Source organism: Nocardia sp. NPDC052566 (assembly GCF_044547285.1).
Classification (GTDB): Bacteria; Actinomycetota; Actinomycetes; order Mycobacteriales; family Mycobacteriaceae; genus Nocardia.
The window spans coordinates 343,197-368,750 of sequence record NZ_JBIUAF010000004.1 but is presented as its reverse complement, the minus strand read 5'-3'; the positions used below and the strand labels follow the sequence as shown (position 1 = coordinate 368,750).

General features: G+C 66.9%; 18 protein-coding genes. 8 read left to right on the top strand and 10 right to left on the bottom strand.

The features are described 5' to 3' along the window. The first annotated feature begins 89 nt into the window (after window positions 1-89). Window positions 90-1,922 (top strand): phosphoenolpyruvate carboxykinase (GTP), encoded by a 1,833-nt coding sequence (locus tag ACIG5A_RS21430; RefSeq protein WP_397242567.1) that lies wholly within the window; start codon window positions 90-92, stop codon window positions 1,920-1,922. Between the two features lie 168 nt (window positions 1,923-2,090). Here ACIG5A_RS21430 and ACIG5A_RS21425 read toward each other — a convergent pair whose 3' ends face one another. From ACIG5A_RS21425 to ACIG5A_RS21405, 5 genes are all read right to left on the bottom strand, one after another. Then, entirely contained in the window at window positions 2,091-2,867 is a 777-nt protein-coding gene (locus tag ACIG5A_RS21425; RefSeq protein WP_397242565.1) for a hypothetical protein, read from the bottom strand. 161 nt (window positions 2,868-3,028) lie between these two features. Next, on the bottom strand, window positions 3,029-3,328 hold the full coding sequence (locus ACIG5A_RS21420) for a YrhB domain-containing protein (protein ID WP_397242563.1): 300 nt from the start codon (window positions 3,326-3,328) through the stop codon (window positions 3,029-3,031). Window positions 3,329-3,377: 49 nt separating this feature from the next. Beyond that, window positions 3,378-3,731, bottom strand: coding sequence for a hypothetical protein (locus tag ACIG5A_RS21415; protein ID WP_397242561.1), 354 nt, complete (start codon window positions 3,729-3,731; stop codon window positions 3,378-3,380). Window positions 3,732-3,740: 9 nt separating this feature from the next. Continuing rightward, a complete protein-coding gene (locus ACIG5A_RS21410) occupies window positions 3,741-6,596 on the bottom strand; it encodes a hypothetical protein (RefSeq protein ID WP_397242559.1) in 2,856 nt (951 codons plus the stop codon). A gap of 702 nt (window positions 6,597-7,298) precedes the next feature. Beyond that, entirely contained in the window at window positions 7,299-8,051 is a 753-nt protein-coding gene (locus tag ACIG5A_RS21405) for a phosphohydrolase (RefSeq protein WP_397242557.1), read from the bottom strand. 109 nt (window positions 8,052-8,160) lie between these two features. On the opposite strand from ACIG5A_RS21405, the gene ACIG5A_RS21400 reads away from it, so the two are divergent. Next, on the top strand, window positions 8,161-9,105 hold the full coding sequence (locus ACIG5A_RS21400; RefSeq protein ID WP_397242555.1) for a GlxA family transcriptional regulator: 945 nt from the start codon (window positions 8,161-8,163) through the stop codon (window positions 9,103-9,105). Between the two features lie 233 nt (window positions 9,106-9,338). Beyond that, entirely contained in the window at window positions 9,339-9,533 is a 195-nt protein-coding gene (locus ACIG5A_RS21395) for a hypothetical protein (protein WP_397242553.1), read from the top strand. A gap of 1 nt (window position 9,534) precedes the next feature. On the opposite strand, the gene ACIG5A_RS21390 is transcribed toward ACIG5A_RS21395, so the two are convergent. Next, window positions 9,535-10,980, bottom strand: a complete 1,446-nt coding sequence (locus ACIG5A_RS21390; RefSeq protein ID WP_397242551.1) for an aldehyde dehydrogenase — start codon at window positions 10,978-10,980, stop codon at window positions 9,535-9,537. A gap of 210 nt (window positions 10,981-11,190) precedes the next feature. Between ACIG5A_RS21390 and ACIG5A_RS21385 the strand changes: the two genes are divergently transcribed. Further along, window positions 11,191-11,493 (top strand): hypothetical protein, encoded by a 303-nt coding sequence (locus tag ACIG5A_RS21385; RefSeq protein WP_397242549.1) that lies wholly within the window; start codon window positions 11,191-11,193, stop codon window positions 11,491-11,493. Window positions 11,494-11,501: 8 nt separating this feature from the next. On the opposite strand, the gene ACIG5A_RS21380 is transcribed toward ACIG5A_RS21385, so the two are convergent. Then, window positions 11,502-12,299, bottom strand: a complete 798-nt coding sequence (locus ACIG5A_RS21380) for a methyltransferase domain-containing protein (protein ID WP_397242547.1) — start codon at window positions 12,297-12,299, stop codon at window positions 11,502-11,504. A 102-nt stretch (window positions 12,300-12,401) separates the two neighbouring features. Between ACIG5A_RS21380 and ACIG5A_RS21375 the strand changes: the two genes are divergently transcribed. Further along, on the top strand, window positions 12,402-13,571 hold the full coding sequence (locus ACIG5A_RS21375; RefSeq protein ID WP_397242545.1) for a glycosyltransferase family 4 protein: 1,170 nt from the start codon (window positions 12,402-12,404) through the stop codon (window positions 13,569-13,571). Window positions 13,572-13,824: 253 nt separating this feature from the next. Here the strand turns inward: ACIG5A_RS21375 and ACIG5A_RS21370 are convergent, their stop codons facing one another. Then, the gene (locus ACIG5A_RS21370; protein WP_397243936.1) at window positions 13,825-15,915 is read right to left on the bottom strand and encodes a hypothetical protein; all 2,091 of its coding nucleotides are present in this window, start codon (window positions 15,913-15,915) and stop codon (window positions 13,825-13,827) included. A 322-nt stretch (window positions 15,916-16,237) separates the two neighbouring features. Between ACIG5A_RS21370 and ACIG5A_RS21365 the strand changes: the two genes are divergently transcribed. Together ACIG5A_RS21365 and ACIG5A_RS21360 are read left to right on the top strand one after the other, a co-directional pair. Beyond that, a complete protein-coding gene (locus tag ACIG5A_RS21365) occupies window positions 16,238-17,464 on the top strand; it encodes a polysaccharide biosynthesis protein (RefSeq protein ID WP_397243934.1) in 1,227 nt (408 codons plus the stop codon). Window positions 17,465-17,689: 225 nt separating this feature from the next. Then, window positions 17,690-18,037, top strand: a complete 348-nt coding sequence (locus ACIG5A_RS21360) for a VOC family protein (protein WP_397242543.1) — start codon at window positions 17,690-17,692, stop codon at window positions 18,035-18,037. Between the two features lie 68 nt (window positions 18,038-18,105). Here ACIG5A_RS21360 and ACIG5A_RS21355 read toward each other — a convergent pair whose 3' ends face one another. Continuing rightward, the gene (locus ACIG5A_RS21355; RefSeq protein WP_397242541.1) at window positions 18,106-19,245 is read right to left on the bottom strand and encodes a DUF3068 domain-containing protein; all 1,140 of its coding nucleotides are present in this window, start codon (window positions 19,243-19,245) and stop codon (window positions 18,106-18,108) included. A 203-nt stretch (window positions 19,246-19,448) separates the two neighbouring features. On the opposite strand from ACIG5A_RS21355, the gene ACIG5A_RS21350 reads away from it, so the two are divergent. Beyond that, window positions 19,449-20,657: an acyltransferase family protein gene (locus ACIG5A_RS21350; protein WP_397242539.1), complete on the top strand. Its 1,209-nt coding sequence runs from the start codon at window positions 19,449-19,451 to the stop codon at window positions 20,655-20,657. Window positions 20,658-20,913: 256 nt separating this feature from the next. Here ACIG5A_RS21350 and ACIG5A_RS21345 read toward each other — a convergent pair whose 3' ends face one another. Beyond that, a complete protein-coding gene (locus ACIG5A_RS21345) occupies window positions 20,914-25,515 on the bottom strand; it encodes an alpha-(1->3)-arabinofuranosyltransferase (protein WP_397243932.1) in 4,602 nt (1,533 codons plus the stop codon). Window positions 25,516-25,554 lie beyond the last annotated feature (39 nt).

Below are 25,554 nucleotides of genomic sequence, written 5' to 3'. Positions count from 1 at the left end.
ATGGTGGCGCTCGGTGTGTTCGCGCTGGTCAGAGGGTGGTCAGCCCAGGCGGCGGCGCATCGTGAACCGCCCATCTCAGGAGAGTTTTCATGACCTCAGCGACCATTCCTGGTCTTCGTGATTCCGACGGTGAAAAGCCGACCGAGCACAGCGAACTACTCGCCTGGGTACAGGAAGTCGCAGAACTCACTCAGCCGCAGCGAGTGGTCTGGGCGGACGGTTCCGACGAGGAATGGGAGCGGCTGACCAACCAGCTCGTCGAGGCGGGCACGTTCAAGCGCCTCGACGCGAAGAAGAAGCCGAACTCCTTCCTCGCACTCTCCGATCCCTCCGATGTGGCGCGTGTCGAATCCCGCACCTACATCTGTTCCAAGACCGAGGCCGACGCCGGTCCGACCAACAACTGGGTCGACCCCGCCGAGATGCGCGCCACCATGACCGAGCTGTACCGCGGCTCGATGAAGGGCCGCACCATGTACGTGGTGCCGTTCTGCATGGGCCCGCTCGGCGCCGAGGACCCCAAGCTGGGTGTCGAGCTCACCGACTCCGAGTACGTCGTCGTCTCGATGCGCGTGATGACCAGGATGGGCGCCGCCGCGCTGGAGAAGCTCGGCACCGACAAGCCGTTCGTGAAGGCGCTGCACTCGGTCGGCGCGCCGCTGGCCGACGGCGAGGCCGATGTGCCGTGGCCGTGCAACGACACCAAGTACATCACCCACTTCCCCGAGGACCGCGAGATCTGGAGCTACGGCTCCGGCTACGGCGGCAATGCGCTGCTAGGCAAGAAGTGCTACTCGCTGCGCATCGCCTCGGCCATGGCCCACGACGAGGGCTGGCTGGCCGAGCACATGCTGATCCTCAAGCTGATCTCCCCGGAGGACAAGGCGTACTACATCGCCGCGGCCTTCCCGAGCGCCTGCGGTAAGACCAACCTCGCGATGATCCAGCCGACGATCCCCGGCTGGCGTGCGGAGACCCTTGGTGACGACATCGCCTGGATGCGCTTCGGTAAGGACGGCCGCCTCTACGCGGTGAACCCCGAATTCGGCTTCTTCGGCGTCGCGCCCGGCACCAACCACAGCTCCAATCCGAACGCCATGGCGACCGTCGAGGCGGGCAACACGGTCTACACCAATGTCGCGATGACCGACAGCGGCGACGTCTGGTGGGAAGGCCTGGAGGGCGAGCCCGATCACCTGATCGACTGGAAGGGCAACGACTGGTACCTGCGGGAGACCGAAACGCTTGCCGCGCACCCGAACTCGCGGTATTGCACGCCGATGTCGCAGTGCCCCACCCTGGCTCCGGAATGGGACGACCCGCAGGGCGTGCCGATCTCGGCGATCCTGTTCGGCGGCCGCCGCAAGACCACCGTCCCGCTGGTGACCGAGTCCTTCGACTGGCAGCACGGCGTTTTCATGGGCGCCACCCTGTCCTCGGAGCAGACCGCCGCCGCCGAGGGCAAGGTCGGCACCGTGCGCCGCGACCCGATGGCCATGCTGCCGTTCATGGGCTACCACGTCGGCGACTACCTGAACCACTGGATCAACGTCGGTAAGAACGCCGACGCCAACCAGCTGCCGAAGATCTTCTACGTCAACTGGTTCCGCCGTGGCGAGGACGGCCGCTTCCTGTGGCCCGGCTTCGGTGAGAACTCCCGCGTGCTGGAGTGGATCGTCGGCCGCATCGACGGCACCGCCGAGGCGCAGCCCACCGCGATCGGCAACGTGCCCACCGCCGCCCAGCTCGACCTCGAGGGCCTGAAGGTCGACGCCGACGACGTCGACGAGGCACTGAAGGTCAACGCCGACGAGTGGCGCAAGGAAATCCCCCTCATCGAGGAATGGTTCGAGTTCGTCGGCGACAAACTCCCCTCCGGCGTCCGCGACGAGTTCGAGGCACTCAAGGAGCGCTTGGGCTGAGTCCAGCAAAGATCAACGCCCACACCGGCTTCGGTGTGGGCGTTTCTTTGTCAGGAGACCTGAAGGGGCCGCTCCTCGCTGATCGGCTTTCCGTCGCAGTCTGTCTCGGTGTAGTCGATCTGGTATGGCAGGCAGGGTGCTGACCGCGCTTCACTTCTTTGCGCGAGGTTATTCGATCCGATCTTCTCGCAGTTGAGAGATCGCGGCCTGCACCTGCTCGTCGCCGATGGTCGCGAGGTACGTGCCGAAGGATCTGCTTTCTGGCGACATGCCCTGCGAAGCAATTGGTGTGAGACGAATGAGGGTGCTCGGTGAGCTGTCGACTCGAGCCAGTTCGTATCCGAGTTGAACGGCCAACTGCTCGTCGACGGTCGTCATCGACCTCGCCAACTCCGCCAGTTGCGCACCGAGATCGAAGGCCGGAGGCTTGCCCTGGGTCAGTGCTGCGATGCCGCGTCGCACGGTGGCGGCTATTTCGTCACGAGCACTGCCGGCGGTGCTGTTGTCGATCGCGGCCGCGAGCTGCCAATCGAAATAGAACTGGTCTGCGACGCCGATCAGCGCGACCAGGGCGGTTGCGCGTTCCTGCTCGGTGGAATTGTCTGTGGCGAAGTCGCCACTGATCCGCACGGCGCCCGCAAGCTGGGAGAACGTCTCATCTACAGAGAATCGGCGATCGATCAACTCTCTGTACCAGACCGTTTTGTCGCCTGCCTTCGTCGCTTCGGCCACCGCGCGATAGCCCGCGGGTTCCGCCCACGACGTCAGCGCGCAGCAAGCGAGAAAACGGTCGTATGGCGTGTTCGACGCGTCCTGGAGGATCGCTGTCAGCGGTGCGATCCGTTGCCGGTAGCGAGGGTCATCGAGGGCGTCGAGGATGACATCATCCGGATCGTCGACAGCGGTACCGTCGAAATCTGTGTACAGCAGATCTCGAATCGACATGTTCGGCATTGAATCCCCTGTTCTGTAGGACAAGATTGCTGCAACGTGGCGTTGTCCCGTAACGATTTTGGTCTCTTCGTTTGTTGGGCCGTCACCTCAGAGCAGGGGTAGGCCGTAAGTGGGGGGCTTGCCTCCTGCGGCGCTGACGCACCGTCGAATAACTAAGATCGCCCCGACTTCCGCCACAGCTGTAGTTCCTCGGGTAGGTCGCGTGCCGTGCCGAGAAAGAAGGGTGGGGTGCCATCTTTTGGAACCGTGATGGGCCCCATGAGTATTTGTTTGAAGAAGTCTCCAGTTCTCAAGAATTCTTCGCTGTTCCAATTGAACACCCAAACGTCGCCGTGATCCTCGTGCTCAGGGACGTCGAACTGACCGTCGAAAAATATCACTTTATCATCGATGTCCTGCTGGACCTTCGCGAGCAGTTCGGCAGCCCTCGAACGAGCAATCTCTAATTCCATTGATCCACTTCAGCGTCGTTCCAACCGCAATGCCCCGCACGTCGGGCCACTAAGAGATCTGAATGGTCTTCTCCTCGCTGAGCGACTTCCCGGCGCTGTCTACCTCAGTATAGTCGATCTCGTGATCGAGACCTGATTCTCGACAGATGGTTGCGAGTGAACGTAGTCGGGCTACGGAGTTTGTTATCGGACCGTCAATGCTACCCTCCAGCAGATAGAATGTATCGTCGCCGAGCGGCGCCTCATGACAGTAGACATAAAGTGAATCATCTTCATAGGATTTCTCGAATGCACCGTACTCGTCTTCCATTCTCAGGTCAGTGCCCAGCCAGCGACTCATTGCCGACTCGACAGCTTCACGATTGCTCGTCTCCAATATGCCAGCGAATTCTATGCGCTGCATGACCCCTCTTTATTGGATGCGCAAGGCGGGCAATGTGTCGAACTCGCCGTGCCGAAGTGCTACTGATAGTGTTTCGATATTCAGGTCGGGATGAGATTGCTGCATCGCCTTGGCGGCGTCTCGTAACGAATTGAATCCCTTCGTTTTCGAGTTGAAGAGACCTTTCAAGGTCGCGAGCATGAACGTCTTTGCATCTGCATTGTACATGCTCGGGTTCGATTTTATGTGCTGCGCTAGTTCGACTAACTCGGAGTGTGAAAGTTCTTCGAGTTGGATCGGCGTACGGGGTGTGGTGGCGGTGGGCTTCAGTGCCACTTTGCCTTGAAAATTTCCGATCAGCATGCTGTCGAATTTCTGTTCGCTGACAAAAATTGCGATATCGATGTCCCGCGCCGCTGGTGTGCGCAGTGAAGATCCTTGCACAAAGATATTCTCCGTCGACAGCCCGGCCCTTTGTGTATTACCGAGCAGCGCGGTCTTGAACCCCTCGTATTCGGCCAAACTTGTGAATCGGTAAGGGTATCCGCGGGGTTGGACGACATTGACCCAGTTATTCATCTGCTCGATCAATTGCCGAGATGTTATCGGCTTCGCTTCCCGTGAGGCTATCCTGATCAAATCCTCGATCGTTTTGTTGTCAAGGCCGAGTCGCTTTCCGTTCCATATTACACGGGCAGTCTCGGCACGAGAATACGAAAAGCTGAACCTCTCTGCGTCGGCGATGCGCGAGCTGACATTTCCGATTATGGAAGATTGGTCCTTGATGGTCGATGCGGCGGCCTTGATGGCTCCTGTCAATTCGCTGAAGTGCGGTAGCCGGGGGAGGCCTGCGCCGATGGCATTTGGTAGCCATTCAGTGCTGGCTCGCGCGATGTTTGCTACGCCGGTAAGCGCGGAGCGCCCAAGCGTTCCCGCGCCTGTTAGTGCGGCGCGGCTGGCGGACGCGACCGCGGCGAGCACGGGGCGTCCGATGATCTCGGCGCCGGTGAGGGCGGCGCGGCCGACGGTTTCCGCTCCGGCGAGTGCCGCGCGGCCGGTGGCGGCGAGGCGGGTGAAGATCGGTGCCAGGGGGAGCGGGACGAACAGGGTTGCGAGACTGACGATGTCGACGGCAGCCCAGATGACTTCGCCTGGGGTGTGGCGTTTTTCGGGTGGTGGCTGGTAGGGCACGAACGTGACGCCCTTGGACGTCGCGATCGGATGTCCGAGTGAGATGATCGGTCCGACAGCGTATTCGCCGACCACGTCGCTGAGCACGTTCCAGGAGTGGCCGATGCCCTTGGCCATGGATTCGAGGAGGCCGGGGAATTGGAACAGTTCGCCTGATCTGTTCCATTCGGGTAGTTCGCCCGCCTTGGTTTCGTGAGACATGACCTCCGGTGCGTTGGCGACCTGGTAGAAGGTGGTGGCCTTGCCGTCGGCGCCGATGACGACACGCAATGAGGTGATGCGCAGGTCGGGGAATCTGCGATTGATGAACTCCTTGCTCGCGAAGAAGGTGGTCGCACCGTCGACCAGCTGGAAGGTGCCGAGATCGGTGCCGTCTTTGTCGGTGTACATGCCGCCGGTGACGACACCGTCATGGGTCGTGAATCGCTTTCTTATGCCGTCCGGTGTTGTGACATACCCGAATCCGGGTTCCCACGGCGAGAGTGGGATGGTCTCTTCGGATTCGGTGCCGTTGTTCCCGACAGACCTGACGTGGATTTTGTTGTCGATGACAGGTCCCGTCCAGGAGATGCCGTCCTGGGTGCGGGTGGTGGTGAACTGGTTGGTCTCGCTGAACTGGACGGTTTGCGACCAGGGGCGATCTTGGCCATCGCTACCGCCGTGGTGCTCTTCGATGCCGATATCGCCACCTTGGAAGCGCAGGAGGCGGGTCTCGACGTCGCCGGTGGTGTCGACGTAGGCGGTGACCCCTGTTGTGTCATAGGTGTCGACGCGTGGCGCCGTCTGATCGGGTTCGGTGATCGTGGTGTGGGTCCACGGCCGATCGCCGCCATCGCTGCCGCCGCCCTCGGTGACCTCGATGAGGCGGCCGTTGCTTTGCAGGAATCGCCAGTGCCGGTAGCCGAACTCATCGATGTACAGCGAGCCCTGGGTGCCGTTGCCATCGGTCCACTCCGCGGGTTTGCCCATGCGCTCCGGGGTTGCGATGCCCTCGGGCAGGATGCGTTCAACGCGGCTGGCGTCGAGTTCGGCCTGCGTCGGGGCCGTTGGCGCAGTGGTTACGGTGGCTTCGGCGGTGACGGTGGTACTGGGGCCGCCGGCCGATGTAGTGGTGTCGGGTTTTGGTTTGTTGACCTCGGTCAGCAGCCATGGCAGTGACCCCACCTCAGTAGTGGGTTGCTGGATCGGGCCGGTAGTGCCGAGCATCTGCTGGATCAACGGGTCGGTGGACTGCCCGAGTGTGTCGTTGACCGGTGCCGCCGTAGTGGGTGCGGTTGTTGTCGGCGCTTCGGTCGTGGGCGCGGTTGTTGTCGGTGCGGTGGTGGCTGGTCCTGTTGTGGTCGGTGCCGTTGGAGCCGGATTGGTGTCGGGTTGGGGCGAATTCGGCTGTGTTACGCCTTGATTCGGCTGCGTAGAGTCCTGCGGCAGCTGTGTTCGACCGTTCGGATGCATCTGGTTCCACTCGGCCAGGCGATCCTTGTTGTCTTGGATCTGCTGCTCGGGCGATACCGATGGGGCTCCGGGGCCGGTGACCGCGCTGACGGGTTTGACGACCAGGCCTTGGCTCGGGCCGACCGCTGTGGCATCAGGGCCGATCGGCGCCATCGAGTCTTGGGTGATCGTCTGCGCGAACGGTTTCAAGTCGTTACGGGTATCGATGCGGCCGACCATGCGGGCGGACGAGTCGGGCGTCATTCCGTGGTAGGTGTAGGTCCTACCGCTGGCTGGGCGACTATCCGTGGTCGAGTCAGATTCTGCGGCCAGTGCAAGCGAGCTACGCCACGCGGCGCCCCGAGCACTCCAATCCTGATCCACAGCCAGATCACCTGGCCTGCAATGGAAGCGGTATGTAGGAGCGCATGCTCTGCGTAAAGTCGGTCATATCGGGTCACCTCATGTAGCTGGCTACGGTCGAAGGGCCGACCTGGGCAATGGATCGCGCTCGATACGCAGAGACATTCACCGCCATGAGGTCCGCGCTCAGAGCTGGTGCAAAAGAACACAGGCGGGTACTGGACGCAGCAGCGGCAGCAAAGAAGGGCCAAAGCTGCTGCATCAGTGAGCAGGGTGCGTGGACGCTGCGCGTATGCCGGTGGCACAGGGACGATCTCGTGATTCGGTCGGCGCGGAGACCTGGATACAGAGCAGGCCTCGATCTCATTGGAGATCGAGGCCTGACCAGGGTTGTTGCCGAAGTTGCCGCAGGACAACGAGTCCCGCGAATGCTATTGGTACTTCCGCGAATGCGATTGAAGGCGCAGCTATAGCGCTGCGACCATCTTCACCTTAGTCAACGAGTCTTGTCAACCCCACTGGCGCTTCCGGCTTGTTCACTGCCTGGACGAGGTGTGGAACGCCGCATGCTCCTACGAGGGTGAATTGTGGGGCGTGTCTTCCTTATTCGGGGAAGGGGGCGAAGCGGATGAGTTGGCGGAAGGCGGCGGTGGTGACGAGCCAGTGGGTGCGGCCGTCGGGGACGGCGGCTGATTCGGTTTTCATGGCGGCGCTCATGTGGCGTTTGAATTCGTGGCGGGGGTGGCGCAGTAGGAGTTCGGTGACCCATTCGGGGTTCAGGTCGCACATTCTGGCGCCGAAGACGTCTACCGCCGCGCCCGCGGAGACGAAGCCGAGGTCGCCGAGGTCGTCGGCGACGCCGATGGTGATGTGGGCGGCGATGGCCGCGCCGATGGTTTCGGCCTGTTCGGGGGTCGCGCCCTCGCCGAGGACGAACTTCATCGCGCGTTCGGCTCCGGTGACGGCGAAACAGCGTCCCGGCGTGGGATGTTCGAGCTGGAGGTCGTGCAGCAGGCAGGAGACGTAGGCGAGTTCGTCGTCATAGGGGACGCCGTCCAGTTCGGAGAGCGCTCTGCCGAAGAAGTAACTGCGGTAGGAATGTTCGAGCACGTGCTGGGTAAGGCATTCGCGTGCTTCGGTTTCCGCCGCGCGGGCGAGTTTCGAATCGGGCAGGCGCAGGTCGGTGAAATCGACTCGGCCGTTGCCGCGGCGGTGCAGCGCCAGTCGGACCTGATCGGTCACCAGACGCGGCAGACCGGCGAAGAGTTTGCCGATGAGCGCCCTGCGCTGGCTGCCGGACAGGTTGCCGCCCGTGCCCGTCGCCCATGCCCAATCGATACCTGCTGGACCGCCCATTCCGAACTCCTTCAGCTGTCGATGTTCTGGATTCAGTGAACTGGTCGTGCGCGCGAGACACGAGTGGCAGGCATGCCAGTAATGCTCGGATTCATGCCAAACTCATGGCATGAAGAGGGTTGTCGCGCTGGCGCTCGACGGGGTCATCTCCTACGACCTGGCCTGCGTCGTGCAGGCCTTTCGATACTGTCCAGGCAAGGACGGGGAACCCCTTGGCTTCCAACTGGATACGTGCGGTGCACGCGCGGGCGCGGTGAATTCGCCGGACGGCTTCTCGCTGTACGTGGAGCACGGGCTCGAGGCGCTGGCCGACGCCGATGTCGTCGTGGTGCCGGGGCGGGTGCCCGGCGAGGTGCCCGAGGAGGTCGCCGCGGCGTTGCGGGCGGCTGCGGCGCGGGGCGCGATGATGGTGAGCATCTGTGTCGGCGCGTTCGTCCTTGCCGAGGCCGGGTTGCTCGACGGTCGCCCCGCCACCACGCACTGGGCATTCTGCGACGACTTCGCCCGGCGCTTCCCCGCGGTCCGGCTCGACCCGGGCGCGCTGTATATCGATGACGGTGACGTGCTCACCTCGGCCGGGCTCTCGGCCGGGTGGGATCTGTGTTTGCACATAGTGCGCCGGGAACTCGGCGCGGCGATCGCCGCCGATCTGGCGCGCTGGAATGTGCGCCCGCCACATCGCGAAGGCGGTCAGGCGCAATACATTCCGGCCGTGGTGCGCGGCAACGACATGCACGACAGCCTGGCCGCGACGCTCGACTGGGCCGCGGCGAATCCGGCTGCGGCGCCTGATGTCTCGGCCCTCGCCGGACACGCGCTGATGAGCGAGCGCACGTTCATCCGCCGTTTCAAAGCGGAACTCGGTACGACACCACGTCGTTGGCTCGAGGCGCAGCGCACAGCGCGGGCCCGTGAGCTGCTCGAAACCACCGAGCTACCCGTGGAAGTCGTTGCGGCGCATGCCGGTTTCGGTAGCGTGACGGCGCTGCGCGCGCATCTGCGCACCGCGACGGGCACCACGCCCGCTGGATATCGCCGATCGCTGCGCCACTGAATCCCCAGTTGCCGCCGTTTCCTCCCCGGTTGAGGCCGCTGACCTGCGGAAAGGATGCCCAGAGTGCGAGGTTTGCCCCGGCGTGTCCTATGCTCAGTGTGTTGTTCGTCTCATGACCGACCAGTCCGATTGCTAAACGTTAACTGATCGACTGAACTACTTCCCTATCGACTCGTGACCCCGCAGGTTTCGCGGCGAAACGAAGCGATCGACGCGTGAGAGGTGGTTGGCGCATGACCGATCTCGAGACCGGTGCTTCGGTCGCACCGCTGGTGGCGGGCTTCCAGCTGGCGGCCGCCAGTACGCCGTTGCGCCGCGCCGCGGGCCGGTTACAGGCCGTACTGCCGCCGGGCTGGCGCGTCGAGGTCGTCGACGCGCCAGGGCGCGACGGTCAGCCCGTCCTGCGGGTGGTCATGCCGGGCGAATGACCTAGCTGGTCCAGCCCATCGGCATGAGCACCGACTTCTGCTCGCAGAACGAATCGAGTCCTTCGGGCCCGTTCTCCCGGCCGAGGCCGGAATTCTTGTACCCGCCGAACGGCGAGGACGGATCGAAGGCGTACCAATTGATCGCGAAGGTGCCGGTGCGTACCTTCGCCGCGATCTCGGCGCCGTGCTCCACATCGGTGGTCCACACCGAACCGGCCAGCCCGTAGACGGAGTCGTTGGCGATGGCGACCGCCTCGTCCTCGGTCTCGTACGGGATCACCGAGAGCACCGGGCCGAAGATCTCCTCCTGCGCGATGGTCGACTTGTTGTCCACATCGGCGAAGATCGTCGGCTCGACGAACCAGCCGCGCTCGACGCCCTCCGGGCGGCCGCCACCGAGCACCAGGCGGGCGCCTTCCTCTTTGCCCTTGGCGATATAGCCCTCGACGCGGTCGCGCTGGCGCTCGGAGATCAGCGGTCCGAGCTGCACGCTCGGATCGGCCGGATCGCCGGTCTTCATCGTGGCGACGTGCGCGACCAGCGCGTCGAGGATTTCGTCGTAGCGGCTGCGCGGGGCCAGTATTCGGGTCTGCGCGACGCAACCCTGCCCGCTGTTCATCAGGCCGGAGAACGCGAGCACCGGAATGCTCGCGGCAACGTCCATGTCCGGCAACAGGATTGCCGCGGACTTGCCGCCGAGTTCGAGCGAGACGCTCTTGAGTTGCCCGGTCGCGATCGCGCCGATCTTGCGCCCGACGGCGGTGCTGCCGGTGAAGGTGACCTTGTCGACGCCGGGGTGCGAGATCAGGTACTCCGCGGCCTCGGCCTCGGCGGGCAGTACGGACAGCACGCCTTCGGGCAGACCGGCCTCGGTGAAGATGTCGGCGATGATGTTGGCGGTCAACGGAGTCAGCGGCGCGGGCTTGAGAATGATGGTGCAGCCGGCGAGCAGGGCGGGCGCGAGCTTGTTCGCGGCGAGGAAAAGCGGGACATTCCAAGCGGTTACGGCCGCGACCACACCGCGCGGTTCGCGTGACACCCGCGAGGTGCCGAACAGGCCGGTACGAGTTTCATTCCAGGGGAACGACTTTGCCAATCCGGCGTAGCTGTCCAGCGCGGCAACCGCGGGAATCTGGTTGAGCGTCAAGCCGATCATCTGGGTCGCGCCCATCTCGGCGGTGAGTGCGGCCAGCAAATCCGCGGAGCGCTGCTCGATCAATCGGGCGGCACGGGTCAGTACCTGCGCACGTTCCTGCGGCGGGGTGGACGGCCACGGCCCGGAATCGAAGGCCTTGCGCGCGGCGGCAACCGCGGCGTCGACGTCGGCGCGGTCGACCACGGGGACGCTGCCCACCGGCTCGACCGTGACCGGTGAGATGACCTGGAGGCGCTCGGAGGTGGCTGGCGCGGTCCACTGGCCGCCGATGAACAAGCTGTCGTAATGCATGAGAACACGTTACAGTTTTGTGGTCCGATTGTCTGTAACATGTTTCAGTTCGCCCCGGTGTGGGCCCCTCTGAGCTGGGCGAATTCCAACCTGTCGGTTCGCTTTTCGTAGAACGCACTATTGCGTTCTGTTGCTGCGAAGAGGATGCTGTAGCTACTGATCAGCTCGCTCGATTCTTTGAACCGATACTGCAATTGGGGAGTCGGAGTCATGGCGGTGCAAGTAGTCGGCCGGTCGCTGATGACCAGCGATCAGACCGAACATCAAGCGAAGAGCGTTGGCGCGGGCGGGTGGGTTGTTTCCTTCCTGCCGGGTCGCACGCTGACGATCGAGCAGGCCACGGCGGCCATGCAGGCCGCGGAGGCGGTCGCGGTAGTCGGTGAACTCGCCGACCAGGTCGGGCTCACCACGCTGGAGACGGTCGGGCTCGCCATCCAGGAATCGCCGTGGGTCGAGCGGATACACGGCGCCTGCGGCGGCGGACGCGGTTGGCGGCGCGGCTGGCTGGAGTAGTGCGCCGGCTAAGCCCGTTTCGTCGCAACGATCACAAGATTGCTTACCAGTAACTCACGCACCAGCGGGATGCGGACCAGCCACCAGGCCCAGCGCGGGTGGTAGCGGGGGAACAGGGTCCTGACGTCCGCCGAAGTCCGTGTCGCCCAGCGCACTCCATCCACCGCGCGCACCGCGAACATCGACTCACCGAAACGATTCTTCGGCTCCCTGCCATGCTTGCGCCGATACCGGCGCGCGGCGTACTCGCCGCCGAGGTAGTGCCACGGCCCGGTCTCGTGGCCGCCGAACGGCCCGAGCCACACCGTGTACGACAGCACGATCAGCCCGCCGGGCCTGGTGACCCGCACCATCTCATCGGCCATCAGCCACGGATCAGGCACGTGCTCGGCCACATTCGACGAGAAGCAGATATCCACCGCGCCATCGCGGAACGGCAGCGCCATCCCGGAACCGCGGACCGCGCCGGGGATCGACAGTCCCGCCGCGTGCAGCTCCGACGGATCCGGCTCCACCGGGATATAGCGCGCGCCCGCGCCGGCGAATTCGTCGGCGAAATAGCCGGGACCGCCGCCGACATCGAGGATGACCGCGCCGTTCAACGCGCGCCCGGATACATCGGCATAGAAGTCGGCGATCATTTCGGCACTGTCGGCCGCGATACCGCCGTAGAAATGCGCCGGATCGGTCTGCTCGTGCCGGAAGCTGCCGAGCAAGCGCAGCGACCGCCGCAATGTCGCGCGGCGCGCGAACCGGGCCGCGGCGCGGCCGCGACCGGTGACGGATTTCCCCTCGGCTTTCAGCACGGCGCCGAGTCTCGCACATGGCCGTGCCGGGGCGCAGGTTAGTGTGTAGCGCGATATACGTCACTCCCGATCAGGGACCGATCGACCGAGAGAAGCTCCACCGTGCGCGAAGTCCTCCTGCTCTGCTGGCGTGACACCGGGCATCCACAGGGCGGCGGCAGCGAACGGTACCTGGAGCAGGTCGGCGCGCAGCTCGCGGCGCGGGGGGTCAAGGTCACGCTGCGTACCGCCCGCTATCCCGGTGCGGCCAAGCGGGAGCGCATCGACGGCATCGAGATCAGCAGGGCGGGCGGACGCTACTCCGTATATCCCCGGGCGCTGGCCGCGATGCTGCTGGGCCGGATCGGCATCGGACCGCTGCGCGGCCTCCGGCCCGACGCGGTGATCGATACGCAGAACGGCATCCCCTTCTTCGCCAGGGCCGCGACCGCCGCACCCTCGGTGGTGCTCGTGCATCACGGGCATCGGGAGCAGTGGCCGGTCGCGGGCAAATTGGTCGGGCGGATCGGCTGGTGGATCGAATCCCGCGTCTCGCCGCGGGTGCACCGGCACAACCAGTACCTGACTGTCTCGCTGCCGTCGGCCGAGGAACTGGCCACGCTGGGTGTCGAACGGGCGCGGATCGCGGTGGTGCGCAACGGCGCCGAGCCGGTGCCCGCCGACGCACCCACCGGCGCCGCGGTGACCAGGACCGCCGAGCCGCGCATCGTCGTGCTGTCCCGGCTGGTGCCGCACAAGCAGATCGAGGACGCGCTCGCGGTCGTCGCGCAGCTGCGCACCCGTATCCCCGGCCTGCGTCTCGACGTGATCGGCGACGGTTGGTGGGCCGGCAATCTGAAGACCACCGCCCGCGATCTCGCCATCGCCGACGCCGTCACCTTCCACGGGCACGTCGACGAGCGCCGCAAACACGAACTGCTCGCCCGGGCCTGGGTGCACGTGCTGCCCTCCCGGAAAGAAGGATGGGGCTTGGCCGTCATCGAGGCCGCGCAGCACGGCGTCCCCACCATCGGCTACCGCAGCTCCCGCGGTCTCACCGACTCCATCGTCGACGGCGTCACCGGCCTGCTCGTCGACGACGCCACCCAACTCGCGGATGCCGTCGGCGACCTGCTCGACGACCACCCCGCCAGAACCGTCATGGGCGAGAAGGCCCGCGCCCGCGCCCGCGAATTCTCCTGGGAGCAAACGGGAAACGGTGTCTACGAGGTGCTGTCCGCCATCTCCCGCGGCACCCACACCTCCGGCCTGGTAGCCAACCCACCCGACTAGTCGCTCTGCGGAATCGGCCCGAGGTACCAGCAAACAACTCTCTCCTGGCCGATAGCTCGGCAAACCGACTGGGGCGCAGGCAAGTCCGTGTTGGATGCCGTGGTGCCGCGGAGGGTGATCGACTCCAGCGGTGGGTGTTGCCGTCGGCGACTCGGACGGAACGCGTAGCAATGCCGAAGCGTGTGTTGACGACCGATCCGGCGAGAGCACTGCTGCTCCGGATCGGGCGCCGAGCACGAGGTAGCGATGTCGGTCAGGCGCGGCGGTAGGGGCGGATCGTGGCGAGCCCGGCGAGGAGCATTGCCGCCCAGAGGATGTGGGCCGCGTACGCGAGGTAGCGGTGCGATGCGGGGGCCGGTGGGCGCGCGGCGACGTCCGGGACGCGGTACAGGGCGAGCTGGGTGTCGGAGCACACCGGGTCGAGTTGGGCGAGTGTCGCTTTCGATGCACCCAATGGGCCGGGAGTGCGTTCGACGAGTACCCATCCGACACCGAGACGGCCCAGGTCCGCCGCCGAACCACCATGCAGCAATAGGTTTTCCACTTCCCGCGCCCGCACTCCTTCACCGGATACCGTGCGGCCGTGCACCGGAAGCTCCCCGGTCTGCAGCACATCGCGCGGCAGCATTCGCGGCGCGGGGTCGAGCACCGGCGCGCCGCCACTGTAGGAGAACTTCCGGAACATGCCACCGGGCAACACCGCGATATCGCCGGGCCCATCGATCCGCTCGGCAACCCGCCGCCACCCCTCCGGGTACCGCACCGCCCGCATCTCCCCACCGGCACCCCAGGCGAGATCGAACAGCGGCGCTGCCAGCAGCACGATGAACAACGTTGCGATCAACGCCCTTCCGGCTGTACCGCCCGGCCGATCCAGCTGCGATCCGGTGCTGGCCGTAGACGGCATCGGTGCAGATGCCGTCACCGGCTCCGATGCGGGGGAGTGATCACCCGGCACGTTGTTCGGGCTGTCTGGCGCATCGTGAAAGCTGTTGGGACGCGATCTGGTGAGGTATGTGGATAAAGCGCGGCAGCCTGCGGCGGCGCACAGGGCGTAGGCGGGCATTGCCAGTGCGACGTACTTCTGGGTGTCGCGCAGTAATCCCGCGCCGGGCACCCGGATCACGAGCCACTCCAGGAGTTCCCGGCCCCACTCGGTTGCGCCCAGTGCGGGGAGCAGGATCGCGGCCGCGGCCAGTGCCAACAGGATTCGGCGGACCCGGAGACCTGCGCGCGGATCGCCTGTTGCGACACCGCGAAGACCCGTTGCGACGATGGCGAGCAGAACCAGCGTGCCGATGAGCGCGAGAGGTGTTGTGCGCGAGCCGGGTACGGCGTCGGCGTTCCAGATCCCGCCCAATCCGGCCAGGCTGCCGAGGGTGCCGAGACCGGGTTCGGCACGGGCGGCGAATGCGGCGATCCCGGCGGGATCGGAGGGTTCGGCGCCCGCGCCGGACAGCGCGGTCGCCATCAGCCACGGGGCCGATGCCGCAGCGAGAAGTGCCAGCGCCCCAAGGAGATTCCGCCGCCCGATCATCAGCAACCCGACACAACCAGCAAGTAGCGCACCCGTCGGAGTGAGCCCAGCCGCTGCGAAACATCCACCGAGCGCCACCCATGCGCGGACGACATTCGGGTGCGCATCCAGTCGTCGCCAGGTTACGCGGGCGGGGGCCGGATCCGGTGCGTCGATGCGACGCCGTGGACGGTGGGCCGGTTGAGCATGATTCGAATCGGCTGAGGACTCGGCGGTTCGAGGCCGGCGCCGCCAACTCGGACGGCGCGAGCTTGTGCGGGCCGAATCGGCCTGACCACCTGGCGAACCGGCGCCTGCTGGGCTGTGCTGGGGCGGCTCATCGTCTGTTGGGGTTTCGCTGGGGTGCGCGGCGCTGTCGTCGGCTCCGGGCCGCGTCGGTGGAGTGTCGCGGGTGGTGGCCTGCCGAATCCGTTGTGCGGCAAGGATGGTCCACGGCAGGGCGGCGTATCCGGTGAGCAGGCTCCAATGTCCTTGGAGGAGGCGTTCGGCCACGTAGGGGTTCCAGAGGGCGACGGTGGTTGCCACTAGTTGGGGGCCGAGGGGGACGTGCAGCAGCTTCCTGGCCAGTGCGGCCGCCCCGTATCCGGCGGCCCAGAGGGCGAGCAGCAGGATTGCCTTGACGATCAGTCCGCCGTCGAGGACCGGTGAAAGGACCGCGAGGGTCGCATCCTGCGGGACTGCGCGCGGCGCGGCGTCGCCCAGTCCGAGTGCCGAATCGGTGAGGTACGAGCGTGGCGTGCTCACCGCATCGCGCAGCAGCAGGTATCCGGGCCCGAGTAGTGGTCCGGCAATCACCAGCGCCAGCATCGCGCTGTACCCGCCGACGACGAATCGTCCCCGGTATTCCCAGCCACCGTCGTCCACGCCGAGCACCCTACGTATCAATCCCACCGCAACCCCACCCGCCCCGACCCGGGCGATTCTTCGCATGCGGAGCGAGAATCCGGCACGCGTGATCACGGCTGTGACGACGACGGGTTGGCTGTGACGACAGGCGGCGGCCGAGATAGGACGGTGTTCAGGCAGGTCCGAGGAGGGGGTGGCGCGGCGGGGTGGGACGATGGCGGGCGTGCCTGTTGTTCGTCGCCTTCCCGTCGTGGCGGACTTGACATTGGTGACGGCGGGGGCGATGACGGCCAATGTCGCGGGGTATCTGCTGCAATTGCTGGCGGGCCGCTGGCTCGGCGTCGGCGGATACAGCGAGTTCGCCAGCCTGCTGGCGGTGCAGTTGCTGTGTGCGGTGCCCGCGCTGGCGTTGCAGAACGTGGTGGCCAGGGAATTGGTGCGCGGTGCCGGTGTTGCCGCGCTGCGCGGGTTGCAGTGGCGGTGCGCGGCGATCGTCGCGGTGGCCGCCGTGGTGTTGGTTCCCGTCGTGACCGTGCTGCTGAACGTCGGTGTCGCCGCGGCCGCGGCCGCGCTTGGTGCGGCGCCCGCACTGGTGCTGCTCTCGGGCGAGCAGGGAATTCTGCAGGGTGGTCGGCGTTTTCGAGCGTTGGCCGTTGTGCTCGGTGCCGCGGGGATCGCCAGGGTGGTGCCCGCGCTCGCGGTGCTCGCGCTGGGTGGCGGCGCCGCGGGCGCGCTGTGGGCGGCCGCGTTCGGTATCGCGGTGGCCGCGGCGTTCGCCCGGTTCGTCGCGGGCTCACCGCTCTCGCGCGTCCGGTCCGCAGAGGCCGGGATCGTCGCAGGTTCGCGGTCCACAGGGGCGGAGATCGTCGCGGGTTCACGGGTGCGCTCGGCGGGGGCGGAGATCGGCGCGGTCGCGGGTGTGCTGCCGGTGCTGCGCGCCGCGCAGGCGCAGGCGGCGTTGATGGCGCTGTCCTCGGCGGATCTGATCGTCGCGCGGATCGTGCTCGACGAGGTGGATGCGAGCCGGTACGCGCTGGGGGCCATCGCCGCGAAGATCGCGTTCTGGCTACCGCAGGCGGTGGGTGTCGTGCTGTATCCGCGGATGGCTCAGCCGTCGCATTCGTCCCGCGCGGTGAAGGAAGCGCTCGCGGTGCTCTCCGGAATCGGCATCCTCGCGGTGGCCGTTGCCGCACTGGCCGCGCCGATCGCACCCATTCTCGCGGGCCAGGACTACGCACCGATCCAAGGCCTGCTCTGGCTGTTCGCGCTGCACGGCGCCGTCCTCGCGGTGCTGCAGGGCGCGCTGCTGTCCGCCATCGCGGCCGACCGTACCGCGCTCGCCGCCGCTACCTGGCTCGGCTTGGCCGTCGAAGTAACCGCGATGGTCACCCTCGCCCACTCGGTCCCCGCTCTCATCACCACCGCCGTGTGCGTCGCATCGGCGACCACCCTGCTGGTCGCAGCAGTTGTCCTGCACACCGCCGACCGGGGCCAGCGCCCGCGATCCTAGGCCGTCGCCTGAACCGCATCCCTTGTTCGGTACGCGTCATGCGAGTGCGGTCGCTGCACGCGCAGTTGTACAGCCGAGATCCCGGTCGACGAGGCCCTCCTGGTCGCGGCGGTGCTGCTCACGCCGTTCCCGGTTCGGTCGCGGTGCGGCGTCGGACGCCTATGCCTACCCGCAGTGTCGGCAACGTCCGCGACGGACGGTGCACGCGGATCTACGATCGAATGCATGATCACCGCCGTGCACACCCTGGTTTACGCGGAGGATGCGAACGCCGCCCGGGCGTTCTTTCGTGACGTATTGTGCTGGCCGAATGTGGACGCGCACGACGGCTGGCTGATATTCCGTACCGGCCCGAGCGAGCTCGGTGTGCATCCGGCGGAAGGTCCACCGCGGCACGAGATTTCACTGATGTGTGACGACCTGGCCGCGACGATGGCCGAATTGAGCGGGCGCGGAGCGGAATTCGCCGGTGAAATCGCCGACCGTGGATTCGGGCTCTGTGCCGAACTCCGGATACCCGGTGCGGGCACCATGCTGCTGTACGAACCCCGCCATCCCGTGGCATACGAATAAACGTGGCCGACAAATGAATTCGGCTCCCGCGCCGAAGCGCAGGAGCCGAATTCGAGGGCGTTTCGCCGCTACGGGCGCTTATTGATGTTGATCTGCTCGGTCGGCGGATCGAACGAATCGTTCGGGCCCTGCGGGCCACGCGGCGCGGGACGCCCGCTCGCGGCACCACGCAGGCCGCCCGCGGGAGCGGCGCCGCCGCGCAGGCCGAGCACGACGCCGACGATCAGCGCGATCGCACCGAGCACGCCGAACACGATCGGCATGGTCCGGCCGTACAGCGACAGCTTGTCGATGTTCTTCTTGGCCACCGCGATCTGCGATTCGATGGTGTTCTCGTCGAAGACGATGTGCGACTTCAGCGCGGTCACCTCGGGCTTGTCACCGGAGCGCGCGTAGAACAGGTGGATCTGCTCGCCGCCCTTGATGACGGTGCCGGTCTTCGGCTCCACCCACAGGTCGCGGGTGTTGGTGTAGAAGCGGGTCATCTGCACGTCGCCGTCGCCCTCGACGCCCCACTTCTTCGCGGGCAGGGTCAGCCGGTTCGTCGGTGCCTGCACGACGTCCCACACGTTGGTGACCGGGATGGTCTGCTGGAAGTGGTAGACCTTCATGTTGTTGATCTCGGTCTCTTCGATGTAGTTGATATCGAAGGTCTTGCGCGCGTTGACATCGAAGTACGGGTAGCTCTTCTTGTCGACGCCGATCGGGAACCGGTACTGCAGACCGGTGTGCTGCACCGGTTCTAGCAAGCTCTCCATCTGCTTGTTCACGGTCACCGCGATCGCGCCGTTGGGGTTCTTGGCCACCGGCTCACCCGACTTGCGGTCGATGGTGACGCGGTCGATGGTCGCGGTGAGCAGGCCGGTGTCGCCCTGCATGTCCGTGCGCCGCAGCGTCTGACCGGCCTGCACGGTCATTTCGGTGCTGTCGGAGGGTTCTTCGACGGTGAGGAAGCGCTGCGAGATCAGCTTGACGTTGCTGTCCACCTTCGCGGAGCCCTCGGGTGAGGTCAGCGATTTCGCGTCCAGTACGAGGCTTTCCTCGCCGGGCACGCTGTTCGCGATGGTGGTGATCTCGAGGTCCAGAGGAGTCTTGGCCAGTTTGCCGACGGTGTAAGCAGGGATCATCACCGCGATGGTGATGAGCAACGCGCCGAGCCCTACGAGCAGGCAGGCCACCGTCCTTCTGGTTCCGGCACTCAGTGCCATGCAAAGTCTCCTCGTCGTAGAACACAGGTCGTTCGGCCAAGCACTGCGGGCACGCCGCGGCACTCGTGAGCCCCGACACTAACAGCCCCATGTCGTACCATGCGGTGCCGAGGCCGGAAACGGCCCAGAAATCGCCCGAGTCTAACGCGGAAAGTGAAACGCGGAGTTCTCATTTGTGTATCGGCCGGGCAGACTGGAGCCCCATGACCGCCACCCTGCCCGCGCGACCGTCCGCGCCCGCCCGGCCGCGTGGATTCGTCTCCGCATTAGAGGGGATGCGCGGCATGGCGGCACTCGGCGTCATGCTCACCCATGTCGCTTTTCAGACCGGAGCATCCGGTACGCCGGTGTTCGGGCGGATCTGGAATCGGTTCGATATGGCGGTCGCGGTGTTCTTCGCGCTGTCGGGATTTCTGCTGTGGCGCCCGCACGCGACGGCCGCGCGCGGGTTCGGTTCGGCGCCGTCCGTCGGCTACTACCTGCGCCATCGCGCGGCGCGCATCCTGCCCGCGTACTGGGCGGTGGTGTGCGTGGTGCTCGTGCTGCTGCCGAGTGCGGCAGGCACCGCGGGCGTGCGGGTGTGGCTGGCGAATCTCGGTCTGTTGCAGGTGTTCGTGCCGCTGACGCTCACCGACGGGCTGACCCAGATGTGGAGCCTTTCGGTCGAGGTCGCTTTTTATCTGGTGCTGCCGATCCTGGCCTTCGCGGTGGTTCGACTGCGGGGCCGTGCGGCGCGCTGGCGGGCGCCGGTGATCCTGGCGTTCGGTTTGCTGTGTCTCGGCTGGAATTTCCTTCCGGTGCCGACTCCGGACGCGATCCATGCCGACAATTGGCTGCCCGGATATCTGCCGTGGTTCGCGGCGGGCATGCTGCTCGCGGAGCTGGTCGACAATAGCCATCTGCTATCACGATGGCGGCGAGTCGCCGGAAACCAGCCGCTGATGTGGGGCGTCGCGCTCGCCGCATTCCTGTTGTCGGCCACCGAACTCGGCGGGCCCGGCGGCTTGGACCGTGCCGAGCCGTGGCAGTACGCGGCGAAGATCGGTCTCGGCGCGATCATCGGGTTCTGCCTGCTCGCACCGCTCGTGCTGCGCACCGACAACCCGCCGCACCGCTGGCTGGAATCCCGGGTGGCCGCGACCATCGGCCGCTGGTCCTACGGCATCTTCCTCTGGCACCTCGCCGTGCTGTCGATCGTCTTCCCGGTCTTCGGCATCCTCCCCTTCCGCGGCAACTTCGCCTACGTCCTGATCCTCACCCTCGCCATCACCCTCCCGCTGGCCGCCGCCAGCTACGCCCTCATCGAAGAACCCATCCGCCGCTACGCCCGCTCCCGCGACCGCGCGAAGTCGTCGATCAGTGCGGACAACGCGCCGATCGCGGCGCCCGGCCCGCCCGAATCGCACATCTGACCCGCGCATCCCCGAACGGACCGGGTGGCGGATACGCCGCGCACCTTTCGTGCGGCCGCGCACTGACTATCGCGAAAATTGGTGCGCGGCACCGTAATCGGCGCGCAGCCAGGCAGTCAGAGCGCTGTCGCGACTTGCCGCTGCGGTTCAGTTCCTGTGCGCGGGTTCAGTACTGCGGGGCGGCGCACTCGCTGTGCCGCCGCGCGCTGATTATGGCGAGATGTCGTGCGTGGCGGCGCAATCGGTGCGCGGCAGTTCAGGAGCGGGGCGCGGTGGCGGAGTCGCTCGCCGGGGCAGGGGCGCCCGCCGGTCGATTTCTGCGTGCGGGGAGGGCGGCGATGCCGACGGCGATGACGGCGATCAGTGCGGGGAGTTGGGCCCAGAGGGAGCCGCCCATGTAGCCGCCGGGGGCGCGCCACGGGCCGGTGGACAGGGCCGCAGCCGATAGGAAGGCGCCGATGCCTGCCAGGATTACCAAGGCTTTTGGTGCGATGTGTGGCGCGAACCTGGCCGCGGCCGCGCCTGCCAGTGTGAGCACGGTGCCGACCGGGCCCGCGATGAGCGTGGTGGCGGCTGTCAGTCCGATGATGCCGATGAGGCGGGTGCCCCACGTCCTCGGAGTGACATCCGGCTGGGTAGCCGTCGGCTGACGGTCGGGGAGGGTGCGAGCCGATGCCGATGTGCTACGCGCTGCGGTGGGGTCAGTTGAGTGTGTCGTGAGCAGTGATGTTTCGTCTGTCGTCGTCACGGTGTCGGTGGCGGGCGTATCGGCGACAGCTCGGTCGGCAGTGCTGGCTGCGTTCATATCACCTGCGGAATCCGCAGGGTGCTCAGGGGTTTTCGTGCGCCGACGCCAGGGGATGGCAAGTGCTGCCAAAGGGATAAGGAGGAGGAGGCCGCCGAAGATGCCGAGGCGGTACCAGCGGTCGGTGGGGAAGGAGATGGTCACCGGGCCGCCGGCGTCGGGTGGGAGCACCCATGCCTGTTGCCAGCCGTCGACGACGATCGGGGTGAGCAGGTGGCCCTCGGCGTCGTGGGCCTGCCAGCCGACGTTGGTGCTCAGGGGGAGAACCAGCAGGCGGGTGGTGCTCGGTCGCGGGGCTCCGGATTCGGGTGCGGTGCCTGGTTCGGTGGTGGATCGAGGTGCTGCGTCAGGGCGGGGGTCGGTGTCGGAGGTGTCCCCGCTGGTGCGGTTCAGGCGGAGGCGGTCGACGGAGAAGAGGTCGGTGGGGGCGACGGTGACGTCGGCCCGGCCCTGCGGGATGTCGAGGGTGGGGAGGGAATTGTCTTGGGGGGCTTCTGGATCGGTGCAGACCCGGGCGCGGATCGGTGCACCGGAGCGGAGTTCGCCCGCGGTGGCGGTGACCGTGGTGCGCAGTGTGCGACCGCCGAGCGCGATCACCGGGCCCTCGGCGCACGGGATGGTGATCTCCCGGGACAGCGGTGCCGGCTCGGGATAGTCCGGGCCGAGCACGTTCACCTCGGCGAGGCCGGGAGGCTGGGTGAGGACGAAACCGAGTGCGGTGCGGTCGAGGACAGGCTCCCAGGTCTGCATGCTGAGTTCGATCCGGTCGGTCACCGTGGGGTACAACGAGATTCGGACCGGACGACCCCGTTCGTGGTCGCCGAGTTCGCGCACCTGTGGGCCGTTGCCGAGGTTGACCGCCACCGAGGTCGGCGACGCGGGCAGCCCGCCGAGCGACGTCGTCAGCTCGAGCCCCGTCACCAGCGTCGGCGCGGGCAACTCGATGGTGAGTGTCGGTTTGCCGCCTGCCACTCGGCGCACCGAATTCTCCGGTGCCGTCCAACTGGTGCGCGGATCGCCGTCGGTCGCGGCGAACGCGGCGCCGCGCAGATCGCCGACGTCGGCCTGGCCGCGGGCGACGGGCCTGCTGTGGTCGGTGAGCAGCGCCTCCAGCGCAGGGCCCTGCCTGGTGCGGACGGTGAGTTCGGGCATGACCGTCGTCGGTTCCGGCGCCGACAGCGTGCGCTCGAACGTGCCGGGCTCTTCGGGCGCGAGCGCGAGTCCCTTACTGCACCGCACCCGGTCCGGCGCGTCGAAACACGCACTGCGCCCGGGGAATTCCTGTCCGAGGTCCCAAGCGCGGACCTGCACACCCTGCGGTGTCGGCGGTAGCACCGTCCGATGCCGGATATCGACGCGGACCGGTGCGTTCCGGTCGGAGTAGTCGTCCAGCGCGAGCTCGCTGATGCCGAATTGCCCACCCCTGGTGCCGTCCTCGGTGCGCGATGCGGTGATCTTCAGCCAGCCGGTCCTCCCCGGCGGCAGCGAAATGGACACCGGCGCACCGGGTTCGGTGATTCGCGCGGATACCGTGCCGTTCTCGGTGCTGACCGCGACCCACTTCACCGGATCGCCGATCGCGGCCGCGCTGGTGGTCAGGCGCAGCAGCCCGGCGCTGATCGGCCGGTCCAGATCGAGCCGAAGCCATTGGCCCAGTGCGCGTTCGGCGCCGTTGCTGATCCACGCCGTCGACGGATCGCCGTCCACGGCGGCCGCGGTGGAACTGCCAGGTGCCGCGCCGCCGAGCTGGGTCGCGTCGGCGGCCGAGCTGGACGCGGTGAGCGTCGCACCGGACCATTCGCCGCGCACCAGTTCGGCGCCGGGCACCGGATAGTCGGGGACCAGGTTGTGGGTGCGGCGGGCGTCGTCGGGTGCGCGCAGTGCCGAGTTGTGGTTGTCCACCCGGCCGAAGTCGGCTTCGCGGTCCATCGGCGTATCGGTGACGACCACCGGCCCGATCGTCAGCCCGGCCCTGGTCGCGTCGGCGGCGAGCAAGGAAGGCGCGGAAGACATCGCGTTGTCGCGGTGCAGCCGTTCCAGCGACTCGGGCCCGCCCTGCACCACGGGAACGTCGGCGAGCGGAACGGTGTAGGCGCCGGGGAACGAATCGGGAGCGCCACTGCCGCTGCGCACTTCGGCAGCGGTTCCCGGCGGCCGCACATCGACCCGGTAGATCTCGATCGCGGGATATGCGGGCCGAAGGTCACCGTCCGCGACGAGGTCGTCCGCGAGGACGGCGGGCTGAATCGGATCACCGAACTCGGCGACCTTGCGCAGTCCCGGCGAGCCATCGATGGCCTGGTGCGCGAGCATCGGCCGGGTCGAGCGCGAGGTGTCCGGATCGAGATCGTTGCGCAGCACCAGGATTCCGATGCCCTGCCCAGCCAGCGTCGCGGCCAGCCCGTCGGACGGCCTGCCGTCGGCGATGAGGCGCTGCACCGAATCCATCGCGCGAATCGTGCCCGGCGGGTTCAGCGGGACCGCGTCGCGGACCGCCCACGGTGTGCTCGCCAGCGCCTGCATGGGTTCGTCGCGGGTCAGGCCCCACACCTGGCTGCCGAAGGGTGCGCCGGGCACGATCAGCGCGCGAGTGTCGGCGGCGTTGTGCGCCAGCCAGTCCGCGGTCTGCTGCCAGTAGGCGGGTACCCCGTCGTAGGCGCCGCGCGGCGCGAGCTTGCCGGTCCAGGCCAGCGAGGTGGACAGTGCGAGCGCGGTCAGGATCAGCGCGGCGACGGCCACCGATCGATCGCGTTCGGGATGTGCGAAGGCGTTGCGCCACACCCGCATCGGCACCGACGCGGGCAGCGGCACCCGGCTCAGTAGGTGAGCGAGCCCGAGTACCAGCGGAATTCGGATCAGCGGCTCCAGCTTGTGCACGTTGCGCAGCGGCGCGCCACCGGAATCGAGGAAGATGCGCACCGATTCGGCGAACGGCCCGCCCAGCTGACCCGCGTAGCCCGCGCAGATCCCGATCAGCCCGACGCACAGGATCAGCGCGAGCCGCCCGCGAAACGGCATGGACCGCATCGCGAGTCCCGCCATGCCCGCCGCGGCGAGCAGCCCGGTCGCCAGCACCGCCGCGGGCTGGGTGACCAGTACCGCGCCCGCGATCCGCTCGGGTGAGACGAACGGCGTCCAGCTGTCGGTGCCGCGCAGCACCTCGGCCAGCGAGGCCCACTGCGTCGTCACCCCCGACGATTCGATGTAGTCGAGGAACGGCGGGCTCACCTTGCCGAGCAGCAGCAGCGGCACCGCCCACCAGAAAACGGCGAGCACCAGCAACGGAACCCACGCCCTGGTGAACCGCCACCACCGCGCGTCCGGCCGATACGACCCCCACCACAGCAGCGCGGGCAGAAACGCCGCAACGGTCGCCACCGCATTGACCGACCCCATCAACGCCAGCGCCAGCGCACTGCCCGCGGGCGTGGCCGCCCCACCCGACTCCCGAATCCGTTGCAGCAGGCCGGACGCGCGGGAATGCCGGTCAGGATCGACAGGTGAATTGCCCGGGGGTGGCCCAGTACTGGTGCGGTGTTTGCGGTAGGCGACGCCGAGGGCGGCTGGCGCCAGCAGCACCCAGGGGGCCAGCATCATCGGCAGCGTCTCCGAGGAGATCGAGCCGAGGGTGGTCAATACACGCGGGGACAGGGCGAATGCCGCGGCCGCGATGATGCGGGAGCCGCGGGTGCCGATGCCGAGTGTCTGGCAGAGCCGGATGATGCCCCAGAATCCGGCGAGCAGCAGCAGCGCCCACCAGATCCGCTGCGTCACCCACGCGGGCACACCGAGCAGATGCCCGGCGGAGAAGAACGCGCCGTGCGGGAAGAAGTATCCGTACGCCTGGTTCTGCACCTGCCCCATCGGGGCTTGGCTGCTCCACAGGTGTGCGGCGCGGTCGAGAAAACCCAGCGGATTCTGCGCCAGGTCATATTTGGTATCGGCGACCGTACGTCCGGGCGACTGCGGAAAGGTCAGCAGCAGCGCCGCGACAACGGTGCCGACGAACCAGCGTCTGCCCAGCGGTGCTCGCGACGGGCCCGGAGGCGGCAGCGAAGCGTCACCACGCAGGGCACCGCGAGTACCGCCAAT

Coding starts and splice junctions, on each gene's coding strand:
- ACIG5A_RS21430 (WP_397242567.1), top strand. CDS start 90: ATGACCTCAGCGACCATTCCTGGTCTTCGTGATTCCGACGGTGAAAAG.
- ACIG5A_RS21425 (WP_397242565.1), bottom strand. CDS start 2,867: ATGTCGATTCGAGATCTGCTGTACACAGATTTCGACGGTACCGCTGTC.
- ACIG5A_RS21420 (WP_397242563.1), bottom strand. CDS start 3,328: ATGGAATTAGAGATTGCTCGTTCGAGGGCTGCCGAACTGCTCGCGAAG.
- ACIG5A_RS21415 (WP_397242561.1), bottom strand. CDS start 3,731: ATGCAGCGCATAGAATTCGCTGGCATATTGGAGACGAGCAATCGTGAA.
- ACIG5A_RS21410 (WP_397242559.1), bottom strand. CDS start 6,596: ATGACGCCCGACTCGTCCGCCCGCATGGTCGGCCGCATCGATACCCGT.
- ACIG5A_RS21405 (WP_397242557.1), bottom strand. CDS start 8,051: ATGGGCGGTCCAGCAGGTATCGATTGGGCATGGGCGACGGGCACGGGC.
- ACIG5A_RS21400 (WP_397242555.1), top strand. CDS start 8,161: ATGAAGAGGGTTGTCGCGCTGGCGCTCGACGGGGTCATCTCCTACGAC.
- ACIG5A_RS21395 (WP_397242553.1), top strand. CDS start 9,339: ATGACCGATCTCGAGACCGGTGCTTCGGTCGCACCGCTGGTGGCGGGC.
- ACIG5A_RS21390 (WP_397242551.1), bottom strand. CDS start 10,980: ATGCATTACGACAGCTTGTTCATCGGCGGCCAGTGGACCGCGCCAGCC.
- ACIG5A_RS21385 (WP_397242549.1), top strand. CDS start 11,191: ATGGCGGTGCAAGTAGTCGGCCGGTCGCTGATGACCAGCGATCAGACC.
- ACIG5A_RS21370 (WP_397243936.1), bottom strand. CDS start 15,915: ATGCTGGCGCTGGTGATTGCCGGACCACTACTCGGGCCCGGATACCTG.
- ACIG5A_RS21365 (WP_397243934.1), top strand. CDS start 16,238: ATGACGGCCAATGTCGCGGGGTATCTGCTGCAATTGCTGGCGGGCCGC.
- ACIG5A_RS21360 (WP_397242543.1), top strand. CDS start 17,690: ATGATCACCGCCGTGCACACCCTGGTTTACGCGGAGGATGCGAACGCC.
- ACIG5A_RS21355 (WP_397242541.1), bottom strand. CDS start 19,245: ATGGCACTGAGTGCCGGAACCAGAAGGACGGTGGCCTGCCTGCTCGTA.
- ACIG5A_RS21350 (WP_397242539.1), top strand. CDS start 19,449: ATGACCGCCACCCTGCCCGCGCGACCGTCCGCGCCCGCCCGGCCGCGT.